The organism is Spongisporangium articulatum (assembly GCF_044465595.1).
Lineage (GTDB): Bacteria > Actinomycetota > Actinomycetes > Actinomycetales > Kineosporiaceae > Spongisporangium > Spongisporangium articulatum.
The window spans coordinates 443,062-465,829 of the sequence record NZ_JBITLV010000004.1 but is presented as its reverse complement, the minus strand read 5'-3'; the positions used below and the strand labels follow the sequence as shown (position 1 = coordinate 465,829).

Below are 22,768 nucleotides of genomic sequence, written 5' to 3'. Positions count from 1 at the left end.
TGCGTCATCGTGGGTGCGCAGACGAGGGTAGACCTCGTCCGCCGTGAGCCACAACGTATTTATTCGCGGGTCTTCTTCCCTGACCTGTCGGGCCGGGCTCATGGGTCATCTGCGACCGGAATGGTCGCCATACGGCGATCCCTCGGGCCTGTGACGACCAATCCGGTCGCAGATCCGGTGACCGGCCGACCCTGCTACTTGCCGAACGAGGCGGCCGCGAGCGCGAACACGAGCAGCACCAGGGGGCCGATCGCGAACGACAGGATCAGGCCGATCCGGGTGTAGATCTCGGGGGTCGCCTGCGGGACCCGGGTCCGGGTGCCGATCTTCAAGGTCAGGTAGCCGATCGCGAACCCGAGCAGCGGCACCATGAAGAGCACCAGGCCGCTGCTGGTGTTCGACCCGCCGCGCACGAAGCTGAGCAGCTGCAGGAGCACGATCAGGACGGCGGCGGCCCCGTAGATCGCCATCGCCCGGCCCAGCGGGGACCAGTCCGGCAGGAGCTGCGGCTGCTGGCCGCGGGTGGCCGCGTGGTGCAACTCGCGGTCGGCCGTATCGATGCCCTCCGCGACCCGGGCCAGGTCCGTCGCCGGGTCGACGATGCCCTCCGGTTCGACCGGCCCGAGCTTCGGCATCCGGAACCGCAGCAACTGCGCCACCTGCGCGAACCCCTGCTGCTGGTTGATCACCCGCTCGTCCAGGGAGTCCGCGTGGTGCGTCATCTCGGCCACCGCCACGTGCAGCCCTTCGGTGCGCGACTGCTCCGTCGCGCGCACCTCGTCGAGCTCGCGCACCAGCGCCGCGTACTCGTTCCAGACGTCAGCCATGACTCAGTCCTTCCGGTGATCGGATACCTGCACCAAATACGCCCGACTCCCGAGCGCGAGCGGCTGAGGCGATCAGGGTGGTCTCGAAGTCAGATCGACCCGCGCTCATATCTCGAAAGAGGAAGCGCATGCAGATACCCAGTGCATGGACCACCTCTTCCTGACCGACCCCGGACAACATGTCGGGATAGCCGGCGCCAGTTCTCAGAACCGACTCGATGAGCATGGGCCGTTCGACCGTTTCGGGACCCGCGATCACCTGGCGCGCATAGGCCGCGATGGTCTCGAGGGTCGCTGCGTCGCCGAGCCTCGTCCGAACGAGCACGGCCAACACGGCGGCCAGGAAGTCCGCAGCCTCCTGGGGCTCGATCGCCGGCTCGGACAACGATTCATTCGCATCGATCTGATCGATCAGCAGGAGCAGGAGTTGACGCTCCGCCTCGAAAACGTCAGGCAACGGCGTCGATAATCTCGGCGACGTACTCATCCCGATTATGCGAACCGAGGACGCCGTCGTCCTGGATCGCATGGATCACCAGGAGATAAGCAGGAACCCGGTCCTCGGCCGAGATTCCATTGAGCATTTCCATCTCGCCCAGTGCGGCACGGATTCCCGCCTCTATCGTGGACGCCGCCACGACAACCTTTTCGCCCGGCGCGCTCGACAGGGAGGTCGCGTAACCCGCGATCTCCTCGAGCGAGGGATCCTCCGGCCATCGGCGATACACCGCTGCAGCAAAGGCCGCGCTCATCACGGCGGAGATCTCCTGCGATGAGAGCCCTCCCAAGGAATCCGCCCAGGCTTGGCCGTCGCGCGCCAACATGGCATCCACCATGGTCGGGACCACCTGCTCAGCCTTGGCTCCGAGTGCAACCGGCATGCTCAACGCTCCTTCGTTCTCTTCCTACGATTCTTGATCAGATCGACGACACGAGCCACGACGAGCCCAGTCACCAGCACAGCCCCCGCCGCGTCCGTGGAGGGAGCGGAGATGACGGGGCGCACAACGGGTACATCCGTAGGGGTGGACGTAATGTGCCCGGTCACCTGTGGAGGTTCGAGGAAACTCTTCACGTTTTGGCCGGAACGCAGCATGTTCTCGGCAGAGTCCTGAGTGTCGTCGCCCTCCCTGGTCGTCACTTCCACGAAGGCTCTCAGCTTCGGGCGCGCCCGCACCGTGCGGGTGAGGCTGCCGCCGTCTGGGCCAGGGGCAACCCGACCGGTCGACTTCACGGAATGGTTGGGAGCGACGGCTGCGATGTAACCGCGAACCCCTCCGTCCGCCGCGTTCAAGGCAGCGAGCCCCTTCCTCAGGAACTCGGTCCCCGCCTGACTCTCGGTGAAGGCCGCCGCCATCGACTCGTCCCGGGAATCGGCGCCCGCCGTGCGGAGCAGAGCCCACATCTGAAGGGCCGCTTCAGACGCCGCGCGGCCGTGTAAGGCAGCTTCGTCGGACTTCAGCAAGGCCGCCTTCAACAGTTCCACCGCCCGTCCGATCGCACTGCGTTCCCCCGAGGCCGACACGCTCGGCTACCCGATCTCCTCGGCGTACTTGTCGGCCGCCGCCTGCGCGTCGGTGATCTCCTTCTTGGCGTCTTCCAACGCCTCCAGAGCCTTCTCGTAGCCCTTGATCGCCTCCAGGACGAGGTCGTGCTCGCTGTCCTCCGCGGCCTTCTTCACGAGCTCGAGGGCCTCGCCCGCGGCCTCCTTCGCGGCGTCGATCGCCTTCTGCGCCGCCACCGACTGCTCGTTGGCGTCGGAGATGTGTTTCTTCGCCTCGCCGATCATCGAACCGGCCATGACCGCCTCCTCTCCTCGAAAGTCCAGCCTGCCTAGTCGAGCGTGTCGTCGAACCGGCCGGCCGTCACGAACGGCACGACCAGTTGACGACGGTCCTCGTCACGGTCGAAGTACATCGCCCGGTTCTGTCGGGGGGAGTACTTCAGGTCGAAACTGCCCACCAGCGAGGACAAGTCGTCCCCGCGCACGTTGACGGACAGCACGTTGCCGATCTCCGCCTTGCTCGAGCCGACATCCTCCAGGAGGCGCCGCACGCCCCGCCACCAGCCGAACACGTGCACGTGCCGGCCGGGCCCGTCACGTAACACGGCCCGCAGGTCGTCCACACCCTCACGGCGCGAGTCGGGGTAGCGCTGCGCCAGCAAAGACGACGCCGCGTCGGCCCCGAAGGCGAACAGGTACACGGGGTCCGACGGCTCGTCCCCCGCGGCGAGCCGCTGCACCGCGTCGCGGTACCCCTTGATGTCGAGCACCTCGTGGAAGTGCCCACCGGCCTCGAGCTGCGCCTCGACGTCGTCAACCACCGAATCCGCGGACGAGACCAGGGCTGCGAGCAGGAAGACCGCCGACCCGGGTTCGTGCTGCGCTGCCAGGCTGAGGGCCACGGCCCGCAGGACATCGGCCCCCACCGGCGACGTGCCCAGCACCGCGAGGTGCGACCCGGGGTTCACGCCGACCTCGAAACCCGCTGTGGGAAGGCCCACTTCGACGGCCCGACCCAGCAGCGCCCGGCGCCGGCGGGGCGAGGACTCCAGACGCAGGTAGGTCGGATCCTGCTCCAGCCGTTGCTCGGCATACCCGACGAACACCGCGGGCGGCTTCTCCCCCGGCGTACGCATCGACCAGAGCCGGTGCCGCAGCAAAGACAGCGTGTGCACGTCGGCGTCAGGGAACCGGACCCGCCGGTTGGCGTTCTTCACACCGCCCGCGTCGTTGACGATGGCCGTGCCGATCGGCAGGTCGTCCGCGGCCGAGTTCACGGACTCGAGCACGCCACCCCCACCGCCGAGCGCGATCCGGCGGCCGAACTGACCGAAGACCGAACTGCTGCGACCGATCAACGCATCGATCCCCTGGATCGACTGGCTGGCCAGGATCAGGTGCACACCGTAGGAGCGGCCCTTGCGGGCGATCTCCTCGAGCAACGCCGCCGCCCGTTCCCCCACCTTGTCGTTGCCCTGGAACAGGACGTGGAACTCGTCGATGACCGTGAGGATCCGCGGGATGGGGGCCGCTTCCCGGCGGGCCTCGCGCAGCTGGGCCAGATTCGTGACGCCGGCCTGCTTCATGGCCGCGGCGCGGCGGTTCATCTCCCGGACCAGTTCGGCCAGCACCGCCAGCCCGTACTCGCGGTCGGACTCGACGCCGACCGTCCGGGCGTGCGGCACCCAGGTGGGGTCGACCTCGGTGGGCACGAACTCGGTGAAGCTCACGCCCTCCTTGAAATCCAGCAGGTAGAGCGCCAACTCATCAGGCGAGTAACGGGCGGCCAGGCCGTAGAGCACGTCGAGCAGGAACACCGTCTTGCCCGACCCCGTCCGGCCGCCGACGAGCCAGTGGGGCGTGGCGTCGTCCAGCGAGAGCACCGCGTCGCCCCGGCCGAGGCGACCGACGACGGTGCTCAGCCCGCTCACCGACGACTCGGTCCACAGCTCGGCGGGCACGACGTCGTCGAAGGTCAGCGCCGCGTCCGACTCGACCTGCGCCGCGAGCCGCCGGCACAGCTCGCCGACCAGGTCGGGCGGCGGCGGCGCCTCGGCCGCGACCGGCGAGTTCAGCCCGCGGCCGGAGGCCCCGAACACCTCGCGCGGCGGGTCGCCGACCCGGAACTGCGGGACGCCGTCCGCGCCGGGGCGCTCGTCGAGCGTCAGGTGGGTGGTCAGCTCGAGCCGGGGGACGTCGTCCCGCGCGGAGGCGCTCGGCGGCGGGTAGCCGGCGACGAGGAGATGCACCCGCGCGGCGGGGCCGGCGTGGGCGAGCGCGGCGAGGCGGGCGACATCACCACGGCCGGTGCCGGGCGGTAGGCCGGCGATCGCGACGAGCAGGACGTCGGGCTCGAGCTCGGTGCGGGCCTGGAACCGCCGCACCTGTTCCTCGGCCTCGTTGAGGACGTTGTGGAAGCCGTCGGAGTCGGTGACCGGTTCGCTCATGAGCCCGGCCGGGACCAGCGGGCTGAACGGTGCGAACGGGCGGCCCAACGAGGCGCCGTCGACGGCCAGCACGCGCAGCGCACCCGCGGGAAGGACGCACAGCGCCCGGGTGATCAGCCCCTGGACCAGTGCGGCGACCGCAGGCTCGCGGGCGTCGGCCCCGACCGACAGGTGACCGACCCCGAAAAGTGGCACGAGCGCGGGGAACTCGACCCCCGGGACCGGGCGGGCCGTGCCCACCCGCAGGTACGTGGGCGCCCCCGGGCGGGCGCCGGCGTGCGGCTGCGGCCGGTCCTGCGCGAGCTGCGCCCACGGCGACCCCAGCCAGCCCGGCGCGAGTTCGGCGGCCAGCGCGCTCAGCCGGTCGGCGAGCGCCTTCTGGCGTTGCGCCGACTCGTGCGAGAACTCCGCCTCCCCCTCGAGCCGGTCGAGCCGCTCCCGGACGGCCGCCAGCAGCCCCACGGCCTCGCGGTGCGCGACCACGGCGGCGTTGAACGACGTTCTGGCACTCGGCACGCCACAAAACTACCCAAGGGGGTACTTCCACCCCAGGTGCCACACGGAGGCTGTGGAAAACCGGCGGGGCGCGCCTAACTCTCGGCCAGGACCGCCAGCACCTGCTCGCCGTAGCGCTCGAGCTTGGTCGGCCCGACGCCCGGCACCCGGGCCAGGGCCATCGAGTCCGACGGCAGGGTCTCGGCGATCGCCACCAGGGTCGCGTCGGTGAACACGACGTAGGCGGGCACGCTGGCCTCGCTCGCGGTGGCCAACCGCCAGGTGCGCAACCGCTCGAACAGCGCCTCGTCGTACGTCGAGGGACACGTCGAGCAGCGGCCGATCTTCTTCTCCGCCGCGGACCCGAGCGAGCCGCCGCAGACCCGGCACAGGGCGGGTTTCGCGCTCTTCCTCGCACCGGCCGCGCGTGACCGCCCCTCGCGGACCTCACGGGGCGCCTCGGGGAACAGCCCGTCGAGGAACCGGGACGGCGAGCGCGTGGCCCGCGCCCCCGGCGTCCGGGCCCGCGACCACGACAGTCGCAGGTGTTCGCGCGCCCGGGTGATACCGACGTACAGCAGCCGGCGTTCTTCCTCGACCGCCTCCCAGCCCTCGGCGAAGGTGATCGGCATCAGACCCTCGGACAGCCCGACGAGGAACACCGCGTCCCACTCCAGGCCCTTGGCCGCGTGCAGCGAGGCCAGGGTGACGCCCTCCACGGTCGGCGCGTGCTGCGCGGAGGCGCGCTCGTCCAGTTCGTTGACCAGGTCGGTCATCCCCGCGCCGGGCCGCTTGTCGGCGATCTCGTCGGCCAGCGAGGCGAGCGCCTGCAACGACTCCCAGCGCTCGCGTACGGCCCCGCTCGCGCTCGGGGGCCGGACCGACCAGCCCGACGTGGCCAGCACGGCCCGGACCTGCTCGCCCAGCGGCTCCCCCGTGTCGCCGGCGGCCCGCGCGCCGCGCAGCAACATCAACGCGTCACGCACCTCCTTGCGCGCGAAGAACCGCTCGCCGCCCTTCAGCACGTAGGCCATGCCGACCTCGGTGAGCGCCTGCTCGAGCGACTCCGACTGCGCGTTGGTGCGGAACAGGACGGCGATCTCCCGCGGCCGCACCCCGCTCTCGACCAGGTCGAGGACGGCCCGCGCCACCGCGCCGGCCTCGGCCACGTCGTCCTCGTACACCGACAGCTTCGGCTTCGGCCCCGGCTCGCGTTGGGCGATCAGCTCCAGCGGCGCCACCCCGCCGCGGCGCGCCCCCGACGCACCGCCGCGGGGCGCGAGCAGCCGGTTGGCCAGGTCGACGACCTGCGGGGTCGAGCGGTAGTCGCGGACCAGCTTCACGACCTGGGCCTGCGGGTAGGCGCGGGTGAAACCGAGCAGGTACTGCGGCGAGGCGCCCGTGAACGAGTAGATGGTCTGGCTCGGGTCGCCGACGACGCACAGCTCCTGCCGGTCGCCCAGCCACTGCTGCAGCAACCGGTGCTGCAGGGCCGAGACGTCCTGGTACTCGTCGACGACGAAGTGCCGGTACTGCGACCGGACCGCCGTGGCCACCTCCGGGTACTCCTCGACCAGCCCCGCGGTGAGCAGCAGCACGTCCTCGAAGTCGATGACGCCGCGGTCGGCCTTGACCTCCTCGTACACGGTGATCAGCCGGGCCACCGCCTCGGGCGCCAGCCCGCCGGGCTCACCGCGGTTCTGGCGCTGGGCCGCGGCCGGGTACGCCTCGGCGGTCAGCAGGGAGACCTTGGACCACTCGACCTCGGCCGACAGGTCGCGCACGGCGGCCCGGTCGACCTGCAGCCGCAGCCGGTTGGCGGCCTCGGCCACCAGCCGGGCCTTGTACTCCAGGATCTCCGGCGGGCGCCCGCCGAACACCTGCGGCCAGAAGTAGCCCAGCTGGCGCAGCGCCGCCGCGTGGAAGGTGCGGGCCTGCACGCCGGGGACGCCCAGGTCACGCAGCCGCGAGCGCATCTCCCCCGCGGCCCGGGCCGTGAACGTCACGGCGAGCACCTGCTGCGGCCGGTACACCCCGCAGTGGACGCCGTAGGCGATGCGGTGCGTGATGGCCCGGGTCTTGCCCGTCCCGGCGCCCGCCAGGACGCACAACGGCCCGTTGAGCGTGGACGCGACCTCCCGCTGCTCCGGGTCGAGCGCGTCGAGAATGTGCGCAGCCCCCACTCCACCGGGGCCGGGCGCGGTCAGCGTGTCATCCATCCGGAGCATCCTCTCAGCCCGATGCGACAATCTGCCGACGGTGGTGTGGACGACTGCGTGCGGGAATTCCCATCCACAGCACGATGGTTGAGAGAAGGACAGTTAGCCCGCACGAAGGAGCCCCGCTCGATGAACACGCCCGACGCCGGCACGATCACCATGTACTCGACCACCTGGTGCGGGTACTGCCGCCGGTTGAAGAGCCAGCTCGACCGCGAGGGCATCGGCTACACCGAGATCAACATCGAGCAGGTCCGCGGCGCGGCCGACTTCGTCGAGTCCGTCAACGGCGGCAACCAGACCGTCCCGACCGTGGTCTTCCCCGACGGCTCGGCGGCCACCAACCCGTCGCTGGCCGAGGTCAAGGCCCGGCTCGCGGCCTGAGCGCGCCCTGAACCGGACCGCACTCGTCGAGCTGGTCGCCGACCGGCTCGACCAGCTCGCCGCGGAAGGTCCCGCCCGGCTGGGCGTGGACGGGCCGGTCGAGGCCGACACGCGGGCCCTCGCGGACGACGTCGCCGGCCTCCTCGAGGCCCGTGCGGTCCCGGTCGCCCGGGTCAGCGCCGGCGACTTCCTGCGCGGCCGCTCGGTCCGGCTGGAGTACGGCCGCGACGACCCGGAGGCCATGTACCGCCTCTGGTACGACACCGACGCGCTGCGCCGCGAGGTCCTCGACCCGTTCGAACCCGGCGGCCGCGGCACCTGGCTGCCGCGCCTGCGCGACCCCGAGACCGACCGGGCCTACCGCGAGAACCTGCGGGACGTCGTCCCGGGAGCGGTCGTCGTCCTCGACGGGCGGTTCCTCCTGCGGGACGACGTCCGCTGGTCGCTCGACCTGACCGTGCACCTCGACGTCTCCGCGGCCGCGCGGGCCCGGCGGGTGCCGGCGGAGGAGGCGGCGCGGCTGCTGCCCGCGTGGGAGCGGTACTTGGACGACGTCGAGCCCGCCGCGCGCGCGGACCTCACCGTCCGCTTCGACCACCCCGACCGCCCGGCCCTGCGCGAGAGGTAGGGAGACTAGCGCCAGGAGTCGACGCCGTCCTCCAAGGTGCCGCCGAACCACTCCTCGATCAGGCGCCGGGCGATCGACACCGGCCCGGGCAGCAGCAAGGACCCGTCGGCCATCGCGGCGACCACCTCCGCCCGTGTCCACCAGCGCGCCTCGGCCAGCTCCTCGCCGTCCGGACGCAGATCGGTGGTCAGCGCCGCCCCGCGGTAGCCGAGCATCAACGACGACGGGAACGGCCACGGTTGGCTGCCCAGGTACTCGACGTCACCGACGTGGACACCGCTCTCCTCCAGCACCTCTCGCCGCACCGCGGCCTCGAGCGGTTCGCCGGGCTCGACGAACCCGGCCAGCACCGACCAGCGGCGGGGCGGCCAGACCGCCTGCCGGCCGAGCAGGAGCCGGTCGGCAGCGTCCACCACCGACATGATCACGGCGGGATCGGTGCGCGGGTAGTGGTGCGTCCCGCACACCGGGCAGATCCGCTCCCAGCCGGCCAGCGTCACGTCGCTGCGCGCGCCGCACTTGGCGCAGAACGGGTGCGCGGCGTGCCAGGTGAGCAACGCGACCGACGACGTGAGCAACCCCGCCCCGGTGTCGTCCAGGACCGCCCCGGCCTCCCGCAACCCGGCCCAGGTCGTCCCCTCGGCCACCCCGGGGACCGGGACGTCCGGCTCCACCGGCGCATCGATCGGCGCGGCGAGGTAGGCGCCGCCCACCCCGTCCTCCCCCATGAAGGCCAGCGGCTCCGGGCCCTCCCACTCGGGGCCGGGCACGGTGACCAGGTGCATGCGCCCGTCCTCGACGGCCACCGGCGCCTGCCCGGCCCGCACGGGCAGGACCCGGGTCAACGGGTCGGCCAGCAGCTTGGGCAGCAGGTCGGGATCGGTCCGGCGGTGGGCCGCGCGGTCCAGGGTCTGGCGGGCGAGGCTGAGGTCGGGCAACCGGGGGTGGGCCACGCCCCGACGATACGTCGGTAGGTTCGCCGATAGATTGCCGGTGTGCCCGCCGCCCGCTCCGACCTCGCCCTCGCAGCCCTGGCGTCGGCGGCCGTGCACGGGATGGAACCCGTGCGTGTGCAGGCCGTGGAGGCCACGGCGGACGACGTCGACGCGGCCCTGATCGAGGACAACCTGAACCGCACGTGGGTGGTCCGGGCCCCCCGCACCGCCGCCGCGGGCATGCGACTCGACGCCGAGGCCGAGCTCACCGCCGGACTGGTCTCCTGGCTGCCGTTCGGGCTGCCGCAGGTCGAGGGCAGCGCCCCGCTGCCCGGGGGCGGCCGGGCGATCGTGCACCGGCAACTGCCGGGCCGCCCGCTGCAGCCACCGCAGCTGCTGCACCGGCCCGGGCTGGCCACGGCGCTGGGTGGGGCGGTCGCGGCGATCCACGACCTGCCGGGCCGGCTGATCGAGGAGGCCGGGCTGCCGATCTACGGCGCCGAGGAGTTCCGGCTGCGCCGCCTGGCCGAGCTCGACCGCGCCGCCGGCACCGGGAGGGTGCCGCCGGCGCTGCTGCAGCGCTGGGAGCAGGCCGTCGAGGAGATCGGCGCCTGGCGGTTCGTGCCGTGCGTGGTGCACGGCGACCTGGTCGGCGAGAACGTGCTGACCGAGGGTGACCGGGTGACCGGCGTCGTCGAGTGGTCGGAGGCGCGGGTCGGCGACCCGGCCGACGACTTCGCCTGGCTGTCGATCGGCCCGGCCGAACCCACGCTGGACGCCGTTCTCGCCGGGTACACCGCCGCCAGCACCGAGCCGCCCGACCCGTTCCTGCGCCGCCGGGCCCGGCTGTCGGCCGAGTTCGCGCTGGCCCGCTGGCTGCTGCACGGGGTGAGCACCGACGACGCGGCGATCGTCGACGACGCCGCCCAGATGCTCGCCGACCTCGAGGCCGGGCTCGACGAAGCCCCGTGGTGATCCGCCTCGCGACGGCGAACCTGTTGTCCGGCCGGGGTTTCGGAACCCACGGGCCGGACGGTTCGGTGGCCCCGGCCGCCGGGATCACCGCGGCGCTGGCGACGCTGGCACCCGACGTCCTCGCGGTGCAGGAGGTCGACCGCGGCATCGCCCGCACCGGTCACGTCGACCAGGCGGTGGCCGCCGCCGCGGCGCTGCCGGACGCGAGCTGGCGGTTCGTGCGCACCGTCGGCCGCCCCACTCACGACGGCGACTACGGCATCGCACTGGCCACCCGACTGCCCGTCCTGGAGTGGCACGAGCTGCGCCTGCCCGGCGCCCCCGGCCGCTACCCCCTGCCCGTGCCCGGGAACCTCCTCTGGATCGCCGACGAGCCCCGGGCCGCCGTGGCCGCGGTCGTGCAGACGGACGGCGGGCGCCTGACGGTCGCCGCGACGCACCTGTCGTTCGTGGTCGGGATGAACGTCCTGCAGCTGCGCCAGGTCCGGCGCTGGCTCGATGCGCTGCCGGGGCCGCGTGTGCTGCTGGGCGATCTGAACCTGCCGCCGGGGCCCGCCTCCCGCCTCACGGGGTACACGCCCCTGTTCCGGGGCCCGACCTTTCCCTCGCCCGCCCCGCGGGTCCAGCTCGACAACGTGCTCGCCGACCGGGCCCTGGCCGTGCGCGCGGCGGAGGCCGTGCGACTCCCCTTCAGCGACCACCGGGCGGTCACCGTGGACGTCGACGTGCGATAGCGCCCCGAATCCGACACGAACGTGTCGGATTCGGAGCACAACTCAAGCGCGGGACGCCGTCCAGGCGCTCCACGCCGAAGCGACCATGTCGTCGAGGTCGTGGCGCATGGTCCAGTCCAGGTCGCGGCGGGCCAGCTCCCCGGACGCGACGATCCGCGCCGGGTCTCCCGGCCGGCGCTCGCGCACCTCGGGGGTGAACGGGCGCCCCGTGACCCGCGCGACGGCGTCCATGATCTGCAGCACCGAGACCCCGTCGCCGCTGCCCAGGTTGTAGACCCGCTCCAGCGGCTGCCCCGTCTCGAGCCGGGCGGCGGCCGCGACGTGGGCGAGCGCGATGTCCTGCACGTGCACGTAGTCCCGCACGCACGAGCCGTCGGGCGTCGCGTAGTCGGTGCCGAACACGATCGGCGTCTCCCCCGCGCCGACCGCCGCCAGCACCTTCGGGAACAGGTTGTGCGGGCTGGTGTCGTAGAGGTCGGGGTACCCGGAACCGACCACGTTGAAGTACCGCAGCGACGTGTGCCGCAGCCCGTCGGAGACCTCGAGGTCGCGCAGCAACCACTCACCGAACAGCTTGCTCTGCCCGTACGGCGACTCGGGGTTGGTCGGCGTCGCCTCGGTGACCAGGTCGACGTCCGGCGTGCCGAAGCAGGCCGCGCTGGAGGAGAAGACCATGTTCTTGCAGCCGGCCTCGAGCATGCCCTCCAGCAGGACGGCGGTGCCCGTGACGTTCTGCTCGAACGTGTGGATCGGCCGCTGCACCGAGACCCCGGCGTACTTGAACCCGGCCAGGTGGATCACGCCGTCCAGCCCGCCCAGCCCGGCCGCCGCGCCCAGCGTCTTGCGCACCACCACGGGGTCGACGATCGAACCCTCGACCAGGGCCACACCCGGCTCGACGAACTCCCGGTGCCCGCTGGACAGGTCGTCCAGGACGACGACCGTGCGGCCGGACTCCCGCATCGCGCGGACGACGTGCGAACCGATGTAGCCGGCGCCGCCGGTGATCACCCAGGTCATGCCGACAACCGTATCCACCTACGGTCGGACGCGCCTGGATCCCGGGCTGGGGCAGACTGTGACGCATGGGCCATCAGAACGACCCTGAGGTGATCCGCAGGCTGCTGACCGACCACGGGCGGTGGGCCGTGGTCGGGCTGTCGAACAACACGTCCCGCACGGCCTGGCGGATCGCCGCCTTCGTGCAGACGCTCGGCATGACCGTCGTCCCCGTGCACCCCAGGGCCGAGACCGTGCACGGCGAGCCGGGGTACGCGACCCTCGCCGACGTGCCGGGCCCGATCGACGTGGTCGACGTGTTCGTGAACAGCGACCTGGCGGGCGCCGTGGTGGACGACGCGATCGCCGTGGGCGCCAAGGCCGTGTGGCTCCAGCTAGGGGTCATCGACGAGGCGGCCGCCGAGCGCGCGAAGACCGCCGGGCTCGACGTCGTGATGGACACCTGCCCGGCCATCGAGATCCAGTCCGTCCGTCAGGCCGGCTGAGGGATGGCGCGCCAGCCCGACCCGAACCGCCCGGGCACCGTCTATCGCAGCAAGCCGAAGCTCTTTCAGCGCAAGGACTCCGGGGGACGACGCCCCGCACCGCCCGGGGCGGCCTCGCCTCCGCCGGGGGTCGGGGACGTCTACGGTCAGCACGGCGGTGGGTACGCGCCGGGCGAGGGGCAGTACTACGACGGCTACGACGACGGCCGCGGCGGCTACCAGCCCCCGCCCGGGTACGGGCCCGGGTACGGCCCCGGTCACGACCCGTACGACGCCACCCCGACCCGCCGCCGGGGGTGGCGGCCGAGGCGGATCGTGCTGCTCGTCGTCCTGCTGCTGATCGCCTACCCGCTCCTGCTCGGGATCACCGCCTGGACCAGCCTGAACCGGGTCGACGCGATCGGTCCGGCGCACGACGTCGCCGACCCGGGCAACCAGCCGGGCACGACGTACCTGGTGGTGGGCAGCGACTCCCGCGAGGGGCTGACGAAGGCGCAGCGCAAGAAGCTCGGCACCGGGTCGGTGGGCGGGAAGCGCACCGACACGATCATGCTGCTGCACACCGGCGGCGGCGCGACGGTGCTGGTCAGCATCCCCCGCGACTCGTACGTGCCGATCCCGGGCCACGGCAGCAACAAGATCAACGCGGCCTACGCGTTCGGTGGGCCGAGCCTGCTGATCCGCACGATCGAGCAGGTCACGGGCGTGCGGATCGACGAGTACGTCGAGACCGGGCTGGGCGGGTTCGCGAACGTGGTCGACGCGGTCGGCGGCGTCACCCTGTGCCCGAAGTTCCGGATGAACGACAAGGACGCCCACATCAACCTGAAGAAGGGCTGCCAGGAGATGGACGGGCGCACGGCCCTCGGCTACGCCCGCGCGCGGCACAGCGACCCGCGCGGCGACCTGGGCCGGGTCGAGCGGCAGCGCGAGACGCTGGCGGCCATCTCCAAGAAGGCCCTGGCCCCCGCCACTCTGGCCCAGCCGTGGCGGGCTTTCCCCGCAGCCAAGGCCGGCGGCAACGCGCTCACGGTCGACGAGGGCACCGGGCCGATCGGGGTGACGAAGTTCGTGCTGGCCATGCGGGCGGTGTCCGGGGGTGGCGGGCTGTCGCTGACCGTGCCGGTGTCCAACCCGAACTTCCGAACGCCGAGCGGGGCCTCGGCCGTGCAGTGGGACCGGGCCAAGGCGCTGCGGCTGTTCGCGGCGCTGAAGACCAACGACCCCGACGCGGTGAAGCCGCTCGCCGAGGAGCAGCGCAAGGACAGCGAGGCGTTCTCCTGACTTGGGAGACACACCCTAGGCGTGGGCGAGCACCTGGAACAGGACGTGGTCGCGCCACTCCTCGTTGATCAACAGGTAGCTGCGGGCCAACCCGATCTCCTCGAAACCGCACGCCCGCAGCACCCGCTGGGAGCGCAGGTTGTCCGGCAGGGTGCCCGCCTCGAGCCGGTGCAGGCCGAGCCGGCCGAACGCCACGTCGAGCACCTGGGCGAGCGCCGCCTTGGCGACGCCGCGCCCGCCGAACTCCTCGGCCACGTAGTAGCCGACGGTCGCCGTCTGCAGCGCGCCGCGCAGGATGTGGTGCAGGTTCATCCGGCCGGCGATCACACCGTCGACCTCGATCACCCCGGGCCAGGCGGTCGGGTCGGCCAGCTGCTGGCGCAGCCGCTCGGCCTCGCGCTCGGCGGTGTGCGGTCGCGCAGGTGCGCTGCCGTAGGGGGCCAGGAACTCCCAGTTGGCCGCCATCAGGGCGGCCAGGGCGGGCGCGTCGGCCTCGTCGGGGCGGCGCAACCGGACGTCGGGTGCGTTCACCCGGCGCTGAACCCGACGGGGCGGCCGGCCCGCAGCCGCTCCCCCTTGGCGCCGGCCTGGGCCCGGAGGTCCTCGGCGAAGGCCACGAGCTTCTCCTGCAGGCCCGGGTCGGAGGCGCCGAGGATGCGCACGGCCAGCAGCCCGGCGTTGCGGGCCCCGGCGATGCTCACGGTGGCCACCGGGACCCCGGCGGGCATCTGCACGATCGACAGCAGCGAGTCCATCCCGTCCAGCGTGCGCAGCGGCACCGGGACGCCGATCACGGGCAGCGGCGTGACGCTGGCCAGCATGCCCGGCAGGTGCGCGGCGCCGCCCGCCCCCGCGATGATCACCTTCAGGCCGCGCCCGGCGGCGTGGCGCCCGTAGGCGATCATGTCCTCGGGCATGCGGTGCGCCGAGACGACGTCGGCCTCGTACGGGACGCCGAACTCCTCCAGCGCCTTCGCGGCGGCCTCCATGACGGGCCAGTCGGAGTCCGACCCCATGACCACCCCGACGATCGGCTGCGTGCTCACGAAAACCCCTTACTCGTCGATGATTCCACGGATGCTCACTCGTCTATCTCACCCGTGATGAAGGCGGCCGCGTGCCGGGCCCGCGCGCGGACGTCGTCCAGGTCGCGCCCGGTCACGGTCACGTGCCCGACCTTGCGGCCCGGCCGGACCTCCTTGCCGTACAGGTGCACCTTCACGCCCGGGTCGCGGGCCATCACGTGCAGGTAGGAGCGGTACAGGTCGGGGTAGTCACCGCCCAGCACGTTGACCATCACCGCCCACCGGGCCCGCGGCCGCGGGTCACCCAGCGGCAGGTCGAGGACGGCCCGCAGGTGCTGTTCGAACTGCGAGGTGAGGGACCCGTCGATGGTCCAGTGCCCGGAGTTGTGCGGCCGCATGGCCAGCTCGTTGACCAGCACGCCGGTCGTGCCGTCGGGCGAGCGGGTCTGGAACAGCTCCACCGCCAGCACGCCGACCACGCCCAGCTCCCCGGCGAGCTTCAGCCCGATCTCGGTGGCCAGCGCCGCCGTCCCGTCGTCCAGGCCGGGCGCCGGGGCGATCACCTCGTGGCAGATGCCGTCGACCTGGATGCTCTCGACCACCGGCCACGCGGCGGCCTGACCGCTGGGGCTGCGGGCCACCAGCACCGCCAGCTCACGGGTGAAGGGCACCTTCTCCTCGGCCAGCAACCCGTCGGGGCGGGCCGCCAGCCAGCGCTGGGCCTCGTCGCGCGGGCCGTCGGCGGGCAGCACCAGGACGCCCTTGCCGTCGTACCCGCCGGTCGGGGTCTTCAGGACGACGTCCCCGACCTCGGTCGCGAAGGCCTCGAGCTCGTCGAGGGTCGCCACCTGCCGCCAGCAGGGGCACGGGACGCCGAGGTCGGTGAGCCGGCGGCGCATCACCAGCTTGTCCTGGGCGTGGGCCAGCGCGGCGGCCGGCGGCCGGACGGCGACCCCGTCGGCCTCGAGGGCCTGCAGGATCGGCTGGGGCACGTGCTCGTGGTCGAACGTCAGGACGTCGGCCCCGGCGGCGAACGCCCGCACGGCCGCCTCGTCACGGTGGTCGCCGACCGGGGCGTCGGGGATCACCTGGGCGGCGCTGGCCTGCGCGGACTCGGCCAGGACCCGCAGCCCGACACCCAGCTCGACAGCCGGCGGGGCCATCATCCGGGCCAGCTGACCGGCGCCGACGACGCCCACCACGGGGAAGCCGGGCGCGACGTGGACGGTGGGCTCGGCCGGGGACGGAACGGGATCGGCGGGCACCTGCGCAGGGTATCGGCCGGGTTCGGGCGTTCATGCAGCGCACAGGCTGCTGTGGCAGGCTGGCGGGGTGCTGACCAGGCTACGGGGCTCCGTGAACGTGCTGTACCGCGAGATGGTGAAGTTCGGCGCGGTCGGCGCCCTCGCCTTCGTCGTCGACATCGGCGTCTTCAACCTGCTGCGGGTCGGCGGCCACGGCGGCCTCGACGACAAGCCGTTGACGGCCAAGACGATCTCCGTCTTCGTGGCCACCGTGGTGGCCTGGCTGGGCAACCGCTACTGGACGTTCCGGCACCGCCGCCGCGCCTCGGCCCGGCGGGAGTTCGTGCTGTTCGTCGTGATGAACGTCGGCGGCCTGGTGATCTCGCTGGCCTGCCTCGGCTTCTCGCACTACGTGCTGCAGCTGACGTCGGCGCTGGCCGACAACATCGCCGGCAACGTGGTCGGGCTCGGGCTCGGCACGCTGTTCCGGTTCTGGGCCTACAAGCAGTTCGTGTTCACCGAGGAGCTGGCGGAGGACCCGGACCCGGCGCTGCACGTGGACGCCGAACCGGCCCCGGCCCCCGCCGAACCCACGGCGCCCGCCGAGCCCCCGGCGCCCGCGCGGGCGGTCACTCCACCCGGATCAGCTGGATCGTCCCCGGCGCGGGTGCGATCAACACCGGCTGGAGCTGCCCGAAGCCTCTGATCGGGCGGCGCCGCTGCACGACGAGGACGATCTCCGGTTCGGTCTGGAGTTCGCGTGCGGTCACCGGATCGGTGAGCACCGCCCCCGGCTGCGCGATCGACGTGAGCCGGGAGGCCAGGTTCACGGTGTCGCCGTAGACGTCACCCAGGCTGCGCAGCACCGGGCCGTGGGCCAGGCCGACCCGCACCTCGGGCAACAGGTCGTCGGCGCCGAGCTGCTCCGACAGCGACAGCGCGATCACCGCCCCGGCGACCGGGTTGTCGGCCACGAACAGCACCTCGTCGCCGACCGTCTTCACGACCCGGCCCCCGCCGGCGGTGATGATGTCGGACGCCAGCCCCTCGAACCGCTGCACCAGGCGGCCCAGGTCGCGCTGAGCCAGCCGGCGGGACAGCCGGGTGTAGGAGACGAGGTCGGCGAACCCGACCGTCATCACCGCCTCGGGGTCGGCCCCGATCCCGTCCATCCGCGAGACGGCCGCGGCCAGCTGGCGGCGGAACGCGTAGACCAGCAGCTGCTCGAGGTCCTGGGTGAGGCGTTCGATCACCGGGAACGGGTCGAGCTGGCCGCCCTCCCGGGCCCGGCGCGCGTTCAGGTACTCCAGCAGCGCCTCGGTCTGCCAGCTGACCAGGCGGTCGGTGCTCTGGCCGAGGGCGCGGGCGCAGGCGATTGCCGTCTCCTCGTCGACGACGTCCTCGCGGACCAGCTGCACGACCCGCGCGAGCGCGTCCCGATCGGTCTCGGTGAACACCTGCGCCTCGTCGGCCACCCCGGGAAAACCGAGGGCCCGCCACAGCTTTCGCGCGGACAGCAGGGAGACACCGACCGACCGGGCCACCTCGCGGCGGCGCAGCGTGCGCTCCCCACCGAGCAGTTGGGTGACCAGGTCGTCCTGGCGACTCACGGTAGATCTCTCTCCTACATCACGACCGAACGGGTTTCAGGACTTGGGGTCGTCCCCGTGGTAGTCGTCGTCGAACTCCCTCTCCAGCTGCTCGGCCAGCGCCGGGTCGAGCGTGCGCTCCTCGGCCCGCGGGTTCAGGTCCTCCGCCAGCCGGTACAACGTGCGCTGCACCAGTTCGACCTTGGGGATGTCCGTCAGGGTCAGCTGGCCACGCTCACCGGCCGACTCGACCATCAACGTCCCGGCGCCGAGCAGCCGCTCGATGAACGTGTGCTCGAAGGCCACGTCGTTGAGCCGGGCCAGCGGCATGTCGTGCCCCGAGCGGGAGAACACGCCGTTGCGCATGATCAGACGGCGCGTGGTGATCGCGTAGACGGTGGTGCGCCACACGACGAACGGCCACACGAACCAGGGCAGCAGGACGACGACGGCGACCACCGCGATCAGCACCCACAACCACACCGGCCAGCTCCCGACGTCCGTCAGCAGGGCCGGCACCGCGATCGCCGCGATCACCAGCAGGAGCAGTGCGAACGGCCCGGCCAGCACCTTGATGTGTCGGTGCAGGGTCAGGATCGAGCGTTCGTCGTCCGCCAGCAGCTTGTCCGGGAAGGGCATGTCCAGATCATGCCCGGTCCGCGGGCCGCACGTGCACCACATCGCCCACGGACAACGCGCGCACCTCCGAGACCGACCCGTCGGGGCCGACCGGCGCGACCAGCAGCCGACCCTCGTCGTCCACGCCCTCGCAGCGCCCGGTGAGGGTCGCTCCGGTCAGGCCGGAGCCGTCGGGCAGGTGCACCGTGACGTCGCGCCCGATGGTGTCGCAGGCCTCGCGGTAGGCCGCGGCCAGCCCGGCCCGCGGGTCGCCATCGGCCGCCGTCCACCGGTCGTAGCGTTCAGCCAGCTCGCGCAGCACGGCCTTGGCGACCGTGAAACGGTCGGTCACCGCCGCACCCGCCAGCCGCAGCGAGGTGGCGGTCGGCACCGGCAGCTCGTCCTGTTCCTGGGTCACGTTCACGCCGATCCCGAGGACGACGGCCGGGCTCTGGCGGGCCGCCCCGGGCGACCCACCCGGGGCGGGCACCACCTCGGCGAGCAGGCCGCTGACCTTGCCGACGGCGTCCGGGCTCAACCGGCCGTCCGCCTGCGGGACGGGCACCAGGACGTCGTTCGGCCACTTCACGACCGCAGGCAGCCCGCAGGTGCGGCGCAGGGCCGAGGCCACGGCGAGCCCGCCGAGCAGGGGGACCCAGGACAACCGGTCCGCCGGGACGGCGGGGCGCAGCAGGACCGACAGGGCCAGCCCGGCCCGGGGTGGCGACGACCAGGCGCGCTCCCGTCGTCCCCGCCCGGCGGTCTGGTCCTCGGCGAGCAGGACGTACCCGGCCTCCTCGCCCGCCCCGGCCCGCGCGACGACGTCCGCATTCGTGGACCCTGTGACCTGCACCACGTCCAGGGCCCGCCATCCGGGTGCGCCGGGCGCAGCGTTCGAGGAGGCCAGCAGCGCGCGGCGCAGGGCGGCCGCGTCCAGCGGCGGGCGGTCCAGGTCGGACCACCGGGAGGGGGTTGGACCCGAATCAGCCACCGGGGAAGGCTATAGCGGTGTGACGCGCGTCCCCATCACGGCCGGGGTGGGGTCGAGGGCCTGCGGCTAGGCTCGACGACGCGAGTTGCCGTAGAAGCCAGTCGAGGAGTTGAGGATGCAGAACCCGGCAGAGGTCGGCGGAACCGAGGTCCCGGAGGACGTCGACATCCACACCACGGCCGGCAAGCTCGCCGACTTCCGCCGCCGGACGGACGCCGCGGTGCACGCGGGCGCGGCCGCCGCGGTGGAGAAGCAGCACGCCAAGGGCAAGAAGACGGCCCGCGAGCGGATCGAGTACCTGCTCGACGAGGGCTCCTTCGTGGAGCTCGACGCCCTGGCCCGGCACCGGGCCCGCGCGTTCGGGGTCGACGCCAAGCGGCCCTACGGCGACGGCGTGGTCACCGGCTACGGCACCATCGACGGCCGCCAGGTCTGCGTGTTCAGCCAGGACGTCACCGTGTTCGGCGGCAGCCTCGGCGAGGTCTACGGCGAGAAGATCGTCAAGGTCCAGGAGCTGGCGATCAAGAACGGCGTCCCGCTGGTCGGCATCAACGAGGGCGGCGGCGCGCGCATCCAGGAGGGTGTGGTGTCGCTCGGCCTGTACGGCGACATCTTCACCAACCACGTGAAGGCGTCCGGCGTCATCCCGCAGATCTCGCTGATCATGGGCGCCGCGGCTGGCGGTCACGTGTACGGGCCGGCCCTGACCGACTTCATCGTGATGGTCGACCAGACCTCGCACATGTTCATCACCGGGCCCGACGTCATCAAGACGGTCACCGGTGAGGAGGTCTCGTTCGAGGACCTGGGCGGCGCCCGGACCCACAACACGAAGTCCGGCAACGCGCACTACATGGGCTCCGACGAGGAGGACGCGCTCGACTACGTGCGCGCGCTGCTGTCGTACCTGCCGGACAACAACCTGTCCGAGCCGCCGGTGTTCGAGTCGGAGGACGCGAACGAGCCCGACGAGTCGCTCAACACGATCATCCCGGACTCGGCCAACCAGCCGTACGACATGCACACGGTGATCGAGAAGCTGCTGGACGACGAGGAGTTCCTCGAGGTCCAGCCGCTGTTCGCGCCCAACCTGATCGTCGGCTTCGGCCGGATCGAGGGCCGCGCGGTCGGCGTCGTGGCCAACCAGCCGATGCAGTTCGCGGGCACCCTCGACATCGACGCCTCCGAGAAGGCGGCCCGGTTCGTGCGCACCTGTGACGCCTTCAACCTGCCGGTGCTCACGCTGGTCGACGTCCCGGGCTTCCTGCCGGGTACCGACCAGGAGTGGGACGGCATCATCCGGCGCGGCGCGAAGCTCATCTACGCCTACGCCGAGGCGACGGTGCCGAAGGTCACGGTCATCACGCGCAAGGCCTACGGCGGCGCCTACGACGTGATGGGTTCCAAGCACCTCGGCGCCGACCTGAACCTGGCCTGGCCGACCGCGCAGATCGCCGTCATGGGCGCGCAGGGCGCGGTCAACATCCTGTACCGCAAGGAACTGAAGCAGGCCGCCGACGCGGGCGCCGACGTCGAGGCGGCCCGGCAGAAGTTCATCGCCGAGTACGAGGACACGCTGCTCAACCCGTACGTGGCCGCCGAGCGCGGGTACGTCGACGCGGTGATCGAGCCGGCCCAGACGCGCGACAACGTGGCGCGGGCGCTGCGGGCCCTGCGGACCAAGCGCGAGACGCTGCCGCCCAAGAAGCACGGGAACATCCCGCTGTGACCGGACGTCCTTCTGTGCAGGTGGAAGTGCGAAGCGGTCAAATCGCTTCAATACTTCTTCAACCTGGTCGTCTGACAGCGGCGGCCGCGGCGGTGGAGGTAGCCCTGTGAGCGCGATCGAGCCCCTGAGCGAGACCCCCGAAGTTCCCGAGCGTCCGACGCTGCGGGTGGTCCGCGGCGACGCGACCCCCGAGGAGATCGCCGCTGTGCTGGCCGTGTTCTCCCGGCGCACGCCGTCCGCCGAGGACCGGCTGCCCACGCACAACCGCAGCCCGTGGAACGACCGCGCCGCGCAGATGCGCCAGCTCCCGGCCCCCGGTCCGGGTGCGTGGCGCAACTCCTCGCGCTGAGTTCGACGACATCGGCGCGCCTCACGGACCAAGATCACCGATAGTGCCCGGTTTCCGGGAGTGGAACTGCGAATAATCGGGCGCTACCGGTGATCTTGGAACCGATGAGTACGGTGTCACACCGTGCCCACCGTTCCGTTCGTCCTGGCGTCCGCCTCACCCGCCCGGTTGCGCACGTTGCGCACGGCCGGGCTCGACCCGCTCGTCATCGTCTCGGACGTCGACGAGCCGGCGCTGCTCGCGCAGCGCGGGGTGAGCGATCCGACCACCGTCTGCGAGGTGCTCGCGCAGGCCAAGGCGGACGACGTCGCGCGCCGGCCCGAGGTCCCGGCCGGGGCGCTGGTGCTCGGCTGCGACTCGGTGCTCGAGCTGGACGGCGTCGCGCACGGGAAGCCGACCGACGCCGCCGACGCCGTGGCCCGCTGGCGTGCGATGCGCGGGCGGTCCGGGGTGCTGCGCACAGGTCACCGGCTGGCGCGCGACGGCGAGGTCGCGGACGGGCGTTCCGACACCGTGGTCCACTTCGCGGACGTGACCGACGCCGAGATCGACGCCTACGTCGCGACCGGCGAGCCGCTGCACGTCGCGGGCGCGTTCACACTCGAGGGCCTGGGCGCCGGGTTCGTCACGGGCGTCGAGGGTGATCCGCACGGCGTCGTCGGGGTGAGCGTGCCCCTGCTGCGCATGCTGGCCGCGCACCTCGGCATCCCGTGGCCCGACCTCTGGGCCTAGCTAGAAGTCGAAGGTCGTGGCGCCGCCGTCGCCGACGACCGACAGCACGGTGGCCTTCGTGATCGTGAACCGGTAGACCAGCCACGGGGGTGAACCGGCGGACGGGGCGCTGAAGGGGGCGGTCAGCGCCGTGCCGGTCTCGTCGGGCTCACAGGGCCAGCCGCCCTCGGCCCACAGCGCGGCCAGCTCGCGCACGGCGTCCGGGTCGCGCACCGGCTCGGCGACCCCCTGGAAGGCCAGGTCGTACTCGGCGAGCGCCAGGCTCAGGGCGCACCGCGGCTCGCGGGCCAGGTTGCGGCCCTTCACGGAGTGCTCACCGGTCTCGAACCAGAAGGCGTCGCGGTGCCAGAGGACCCCCAGACCGTGCACGTGCGGTGCGCCGTCCTCATCGACGGTGCTCAGCCACGACGAGTGCCGGTTCGGGCCGCCGGTGCCGGGCGCCTGGGTGAAGCCGACCGCCAACCGCTGGGCGACCGGCGCCCATTCGAGGGTCTTCAAGTCGTACAACCCGGCCAGGTTCTTCGCGCGCATGCGTCCTCCCGTAGCGTGCCGTC

At 72.4% G+C, this 22,768-nt stretch carries 26 protein-coding genes; 10 read left to right on the top strand and 16 right to left on the bottom strand.

Features of this window, described 5'->3' with window-relative positions:
• Positions 1–194: 194 nt before the first annotated feature.
• From ACIB24_RS14760 to ACIB24_RS14730, 7 genes are all read right to left on the bottom strand, one after another.
• Positions 195–827, bottom strand: coding sequence for a hypothetical protein (locus ACIB24_RS14760; protein WP_398281689.1), 633 nt, complete (start codon positions 825–827; stop codon positions 195–197).
• On the bottom strand, positions 820–1,284 hold the full coding sequence (locus ACIB24_RS14755) for a hypothetical protein (RefSeq protein WP_398281686.1): 465 nt from the start codon (positions 1,282–1,284) through the stop codon (positions 820–822). The genes ACIB24_RS14760 and ACIB24_RS14755 overlap by 8 nt, the downstream gene beginning before the upstream one ends.
• Positions 1,277–1,708 (bottom strand): hypothetical protein, encoded by a 432-nt coding sequence (locus tag ACIB24_RS14750; protein ID WP_398281683.1) that lies wholly within the window; start codon positions 1,706–1,708, stop codon positions 1,277–1,279. Before ACIB24_RS14750 ends, ACIB24_RS14755 begins: the two co-directional genes overlap by 8 nt.
• Positions 1,709–1,710: 2 nt before the next feature.
• Positions 1,711–2,313, bottom strand: coding sequence for a hypothetical protein (locus tag ACIB24_RS14745; protein WP_398281680.1), 603 nt, complete (start codon positions 2,311–2,313; stop codon positions 1,711–1,713).
• Between the two features lie 45 nt (positions 2,314–2,358).
• Complete coding sequence (locus tag ACIB24_RS14740; protein WP_398281677.1) at positions 2,359–2,628, bottom strand: hypothetical protein; 270 nt, start codon at positions 2,626–2,628, stop codon at positions 2,359–2,361.
• Between the two features lie 32 nt (positions 2,629–2,660).
• A complete protein-coding gene (locus ACIB24_RS14735) occupies positions 2,661–5,294 on the bottom strand; it encodes an FtsK/SpoIIIE domain-containing protein (protein WP_449619057.1) in 2,634 nt (877 codons plus the stop codon).
• A 74-nt stretch (positions 5,295–5,368) separates the two neighbouring features.
• Positions 5,369–7,492, bottom strand: coding sequence for an ATP-dependent DNA helicase UvrD2 (locus tag ACIB24_RS14730; protein ID WP_398281674.1), 2,124 nt, complete (start codon positions 7,490–7,492; stop codon positions 5,369–5,371).
• A 129-nt stretch (positions 7,493–7,621) separates the two neighbouring features.
• Between ACIB24_RS14730 and ACIB24_RS14725 the strand changes: the two genes are divergently transcribed.
• Together ACIB24_RS14725 and ACIB24_RS14720 are read left to right on the top strand one after the other, a co-directional pair.
• The gene (locus ACIB24_RS14725; protein ID WP_398281671.1) at positions 7,622–7,876 is read left to right on the top strand and encodes a mycoredoxin; all 255 of its coding nucleotides are present in this window, start codon (positions 7,622–7,624) and stop codon (positions 7,874–7,876) included.
• A gap of 85 nt (positions 7,877–7,961) precedes the next feature.
• Positions 7,962–8,504 (top strand): uridine kinase, encoded by a 543-nt coding sequence (locus tag ACIB24_RS14720; protein ID WP_398281668.1) that lies wholly within the window; start codon positions 7,962–7,964, stop codon positions 8,502–8,504.
• 5 nt (positions 8,505–8,509) lie between these two features.
• Here the strand turns inward: ACIB24_RS14720 and nudC are convergent, their stop codons facing one another.
• Positions 8,510–9,457 (bottom strand): NAD(+) diphosphatase, encoded by a 948-nt coding sequence (gene nudC, locus ACIB24_RS14715; RefSeq protein ID WP_398281665.1) that lies wholly within the window; start codon positions 9,455–9,457, stop codon positions 8,510–8,512.
• 42 nt (positions 9,458–9,499) lie between these two features.
• Between nudC and ACIB24_RS14710 the strand changes: the two genes are divergently transcribed.
• Both ACIB24_RS14710 and ACIB24_RS14705 read left to right on the top strand, forming a co-directional pair.
• Positions 9,500–10,414, top strand: coding sequence for a phosphotransferase (locus ACIB24_RS14710; RefSeq protein ID WP_398281662.1), 915 nt, complete (start codon positions 9,500–9,502; stop codon positions 10,412–10,414).
• Positions 10,414–11,148 (top strand): endonuclease/exonuclease/phosphatase family protein, encoded by a 735-nt coding sequence (locus tag ACIB24_RS14705; RefSeq protein ID WP_398281917.1) that lies wholly within the window; start codon positions 10,414–10,416, stop codon positions 11,146–11,148. Before ACIB24_RS14710 ends, ACIB24_RS14705 begins: the two co-directional genes overlap by 1 nt.
• A 42-nt stretch (positions 11,149–11,190) precedes the next feature.
• Here the strand turns inward: ACIB24_RS14705 and galE are convergent, their stop codons facing one another.
• Positions 11,191–12,168, bottom strand: a complete 978-nt coding sequence (gene galE, locus ACIB24_RS14700) for a UDP-glucose 4-epimerase GalE (RefSeq protein WP_398281659.1) — start codon at positions 12,166–12,168, stop codon at positions 11,191–11,193.
• A 65-nt stretch (positions 12,169–12,233) separates the two neighbouring features.
• Here galE and ACIB24_RS14695 point away from each other — a divergent pair, with 65 nt between their 5' ends.
• Both ACIB24_RS14695 and ACIB24_RS14690 read left to right on the top strand, forming a co-directional pair.
• Entirely contained in the window at positions 12,234–12,653 is a 420-nt protein-coding gene (locus ACIB24_RS14695) for a CoA-binding protein (RefSeq protein WP_398281656.1), read from the top strand.
• Positions 12,654–12,656: 3 nt separating this feature from the next.
• Positions 12,657–13,937, top strand: a complete 1,281-nt coding sequence (locus tag ACIB24_RS14690; RefSeq protein ID WP_398281653.1) for an LCP family protein — start codon at positions 12,657–12,659, stop codon at positions 13,935–13,937.
• A 15-nt stretch (positions 13,938–13,952) separates the two neighbouring features.
• On the opposite strand, the gene ACIB24_RS14685 is transcribed toward ACIB24_RS14690, so the two are convergent.
• The 3 genes from ACIB24_RS14685 to ACIB24_RS14675 all read right to left on the bottom strand — a co-directional run bounded on the left by ACIB24_RS14685 (position 13,953) and on the right by ACIB24_RS14675 (position 16,227).
• Positions 13,953–14,468, bottom strand: a complete 516-nt coding sequence (locus ACIB24_RS14685) for a GNAT family N-acetyltransferase (RefSeq protein ID WP_398281649.1) — start codon at positions 14,466–14,468, stop codon at positions 13,953–13,955.
• Positions 14,465–14,953 (bottom strand): 5-(carboxyamino)imidazole ribonucleotide mutase, encoded by a 489-nt coding sequence (purE, locus tag ACIB24_RS14680; protein ID WP_398281914.1) that lies wholly within the window; start codon positions 14,951–14,953, stop codon positions 14,465–14,467. Before purE ends, ACIB24_RS14685 begins: the two co-directional genes overlap by 4 nt.
• A gap of 65 nt (positions 14,954–15,018) precedes the next feature.
• Positions 15,019–16,227 carry a 5-(carboxyamino)imidazole ribonucleotide synthase gene (locus ACIB24_RS14675; protein WP_398281646.1) on the bottom strand — a complete coding sequence of 403 codons (1,209 nt, stop codon included), beginning with the start codon at positions 16,225–16,227 and terminating at the stop codon, positions 15,019–15,021.
• A 67-nt stretch (positions 16,228–16,294) separates the two neighbouring features.
• Here ACIB24_RS14675 and ACIB24_RS14670 point away from each other — a divergent pair, with 67 nt between their 5' ends.
• Positions 16,295–16,912 (top strand): GtrA family protein, encoded by a 618-nt coding sequence (locus ACIB24_RS14670; protein ID WP_398281643.1) that lies wholly within the window; start codon positions 16,295–16,297, stop codon positions 16,910–16,912.
• Here ACIB24_RS14670 and ACIB24_RS14665 read toward each other — a convergent pair.
• From ACIB24_RS14665 to ACIB24_RS14655, 3 genes are read right to left on the bottom strand one after another with little or no spacing between them, the layout of a single operon-like run.
• On the bottom strand, positions 16,836–17,816 hold the full coding sequence (locus ACIB24_RS14665; protein ID WP_398281640.1) for an adenylate/guanylate cyclase domain-containing protein: 981 nt from the start codon (positions 17,814–17,816) through the stop codon (positions 16,836–16,838). The two genes, ACIB24_RS14670 and ACIB24_RS14665, sit on opposite strands and share 77 nt — an antisense overlap.
• Before the next feature lie 36 nt (positions 17,817–17,852).
• Positions 17,853–18,434, bottom strand: coding sequence for a PH domain-containing protein (locus ACIB24_RS14660; protein ID WP_398281637.1), 582 nt, complete (start codon positions 18,432–18,434; stop codon positions 17,853–17,855).
• A gap of 7 nt (positions 18,435–18,441) precedes the next feature.
• Complete coding sequence (locus tag ACIB24_RS14655; protein ID WP_398281634.1) at positions 18,442–19,404, bottom strand: biotin--[acetyl-CoA-carboxylase] ligase; 963 nt, start codon at positions 19,402–19,404, stop codon at positions 18,442–18,444.
• A 115-nt stretch (positions 19,405–19,519) separates the two neighbouring features.
• Here ACIB24_RS14655 and ACIB24_RS14650 point away from each other — a divergent pair, with 115 nt between their 5' ends.
• The 3 genes from ACIB24_RS14650 (at position 19,520) to ACIB24_RS14640 (ending at position 22,214) form a co-directional block, all read left to right on the top strand.
• Positions 19,520–21,133 (top strand): acyl-CoA carboxylase subunit beta, encoded by a 1,614-nt coding sequence (locus ACIB24_RS14650; protein ID WP_398281631.1) that lies wholly within the window; start codon positions 19,520–19,522, stop codon positions 21,131–21,133.
• Positions 21,134–21,239: 106 nt separating this feature from the next.
• Positions 21,240–21,482 carry an acyl-CoA carboxylase subunit epsilon gene (locus ACIB24_RS14645; RefSeq protein ID WP_398281628.1) on the top strand — a complete coding sequence of 81 codons (243 nt, stop codon included), beginning with the start codon at positions 21,240–21,242 and terminating at the stop codon, positions 21,480–21,482.
• 123 nt (positions 21,483–21,605) lie between these two features.
• On the top strand, positions 21,606–22,214 hold the full coding sequence (locus ACIB24_RS14640) for a Maf family protein (protein WP_398281625.1): 609 nt from the start codon (positions 21,606–21,608) through the stop codon (positions 22,212–22,214).
• On the opposite strand, the gene ACIB24_RS14635 is transcribed toward ACIB24_RS14640, so the two are convergent.
• Entirely contained in the window at positions 22,215–22,745 is a 531-nt protein-coding gene (locus ACIB24_RS14635) for a pyridoxamine 5'-phosphate oxidase family protein (protein ID WP_398281622.1), read from the bottom strand.
• Positions 22,746–22,768: the final 23 nt, after the last annotated feature.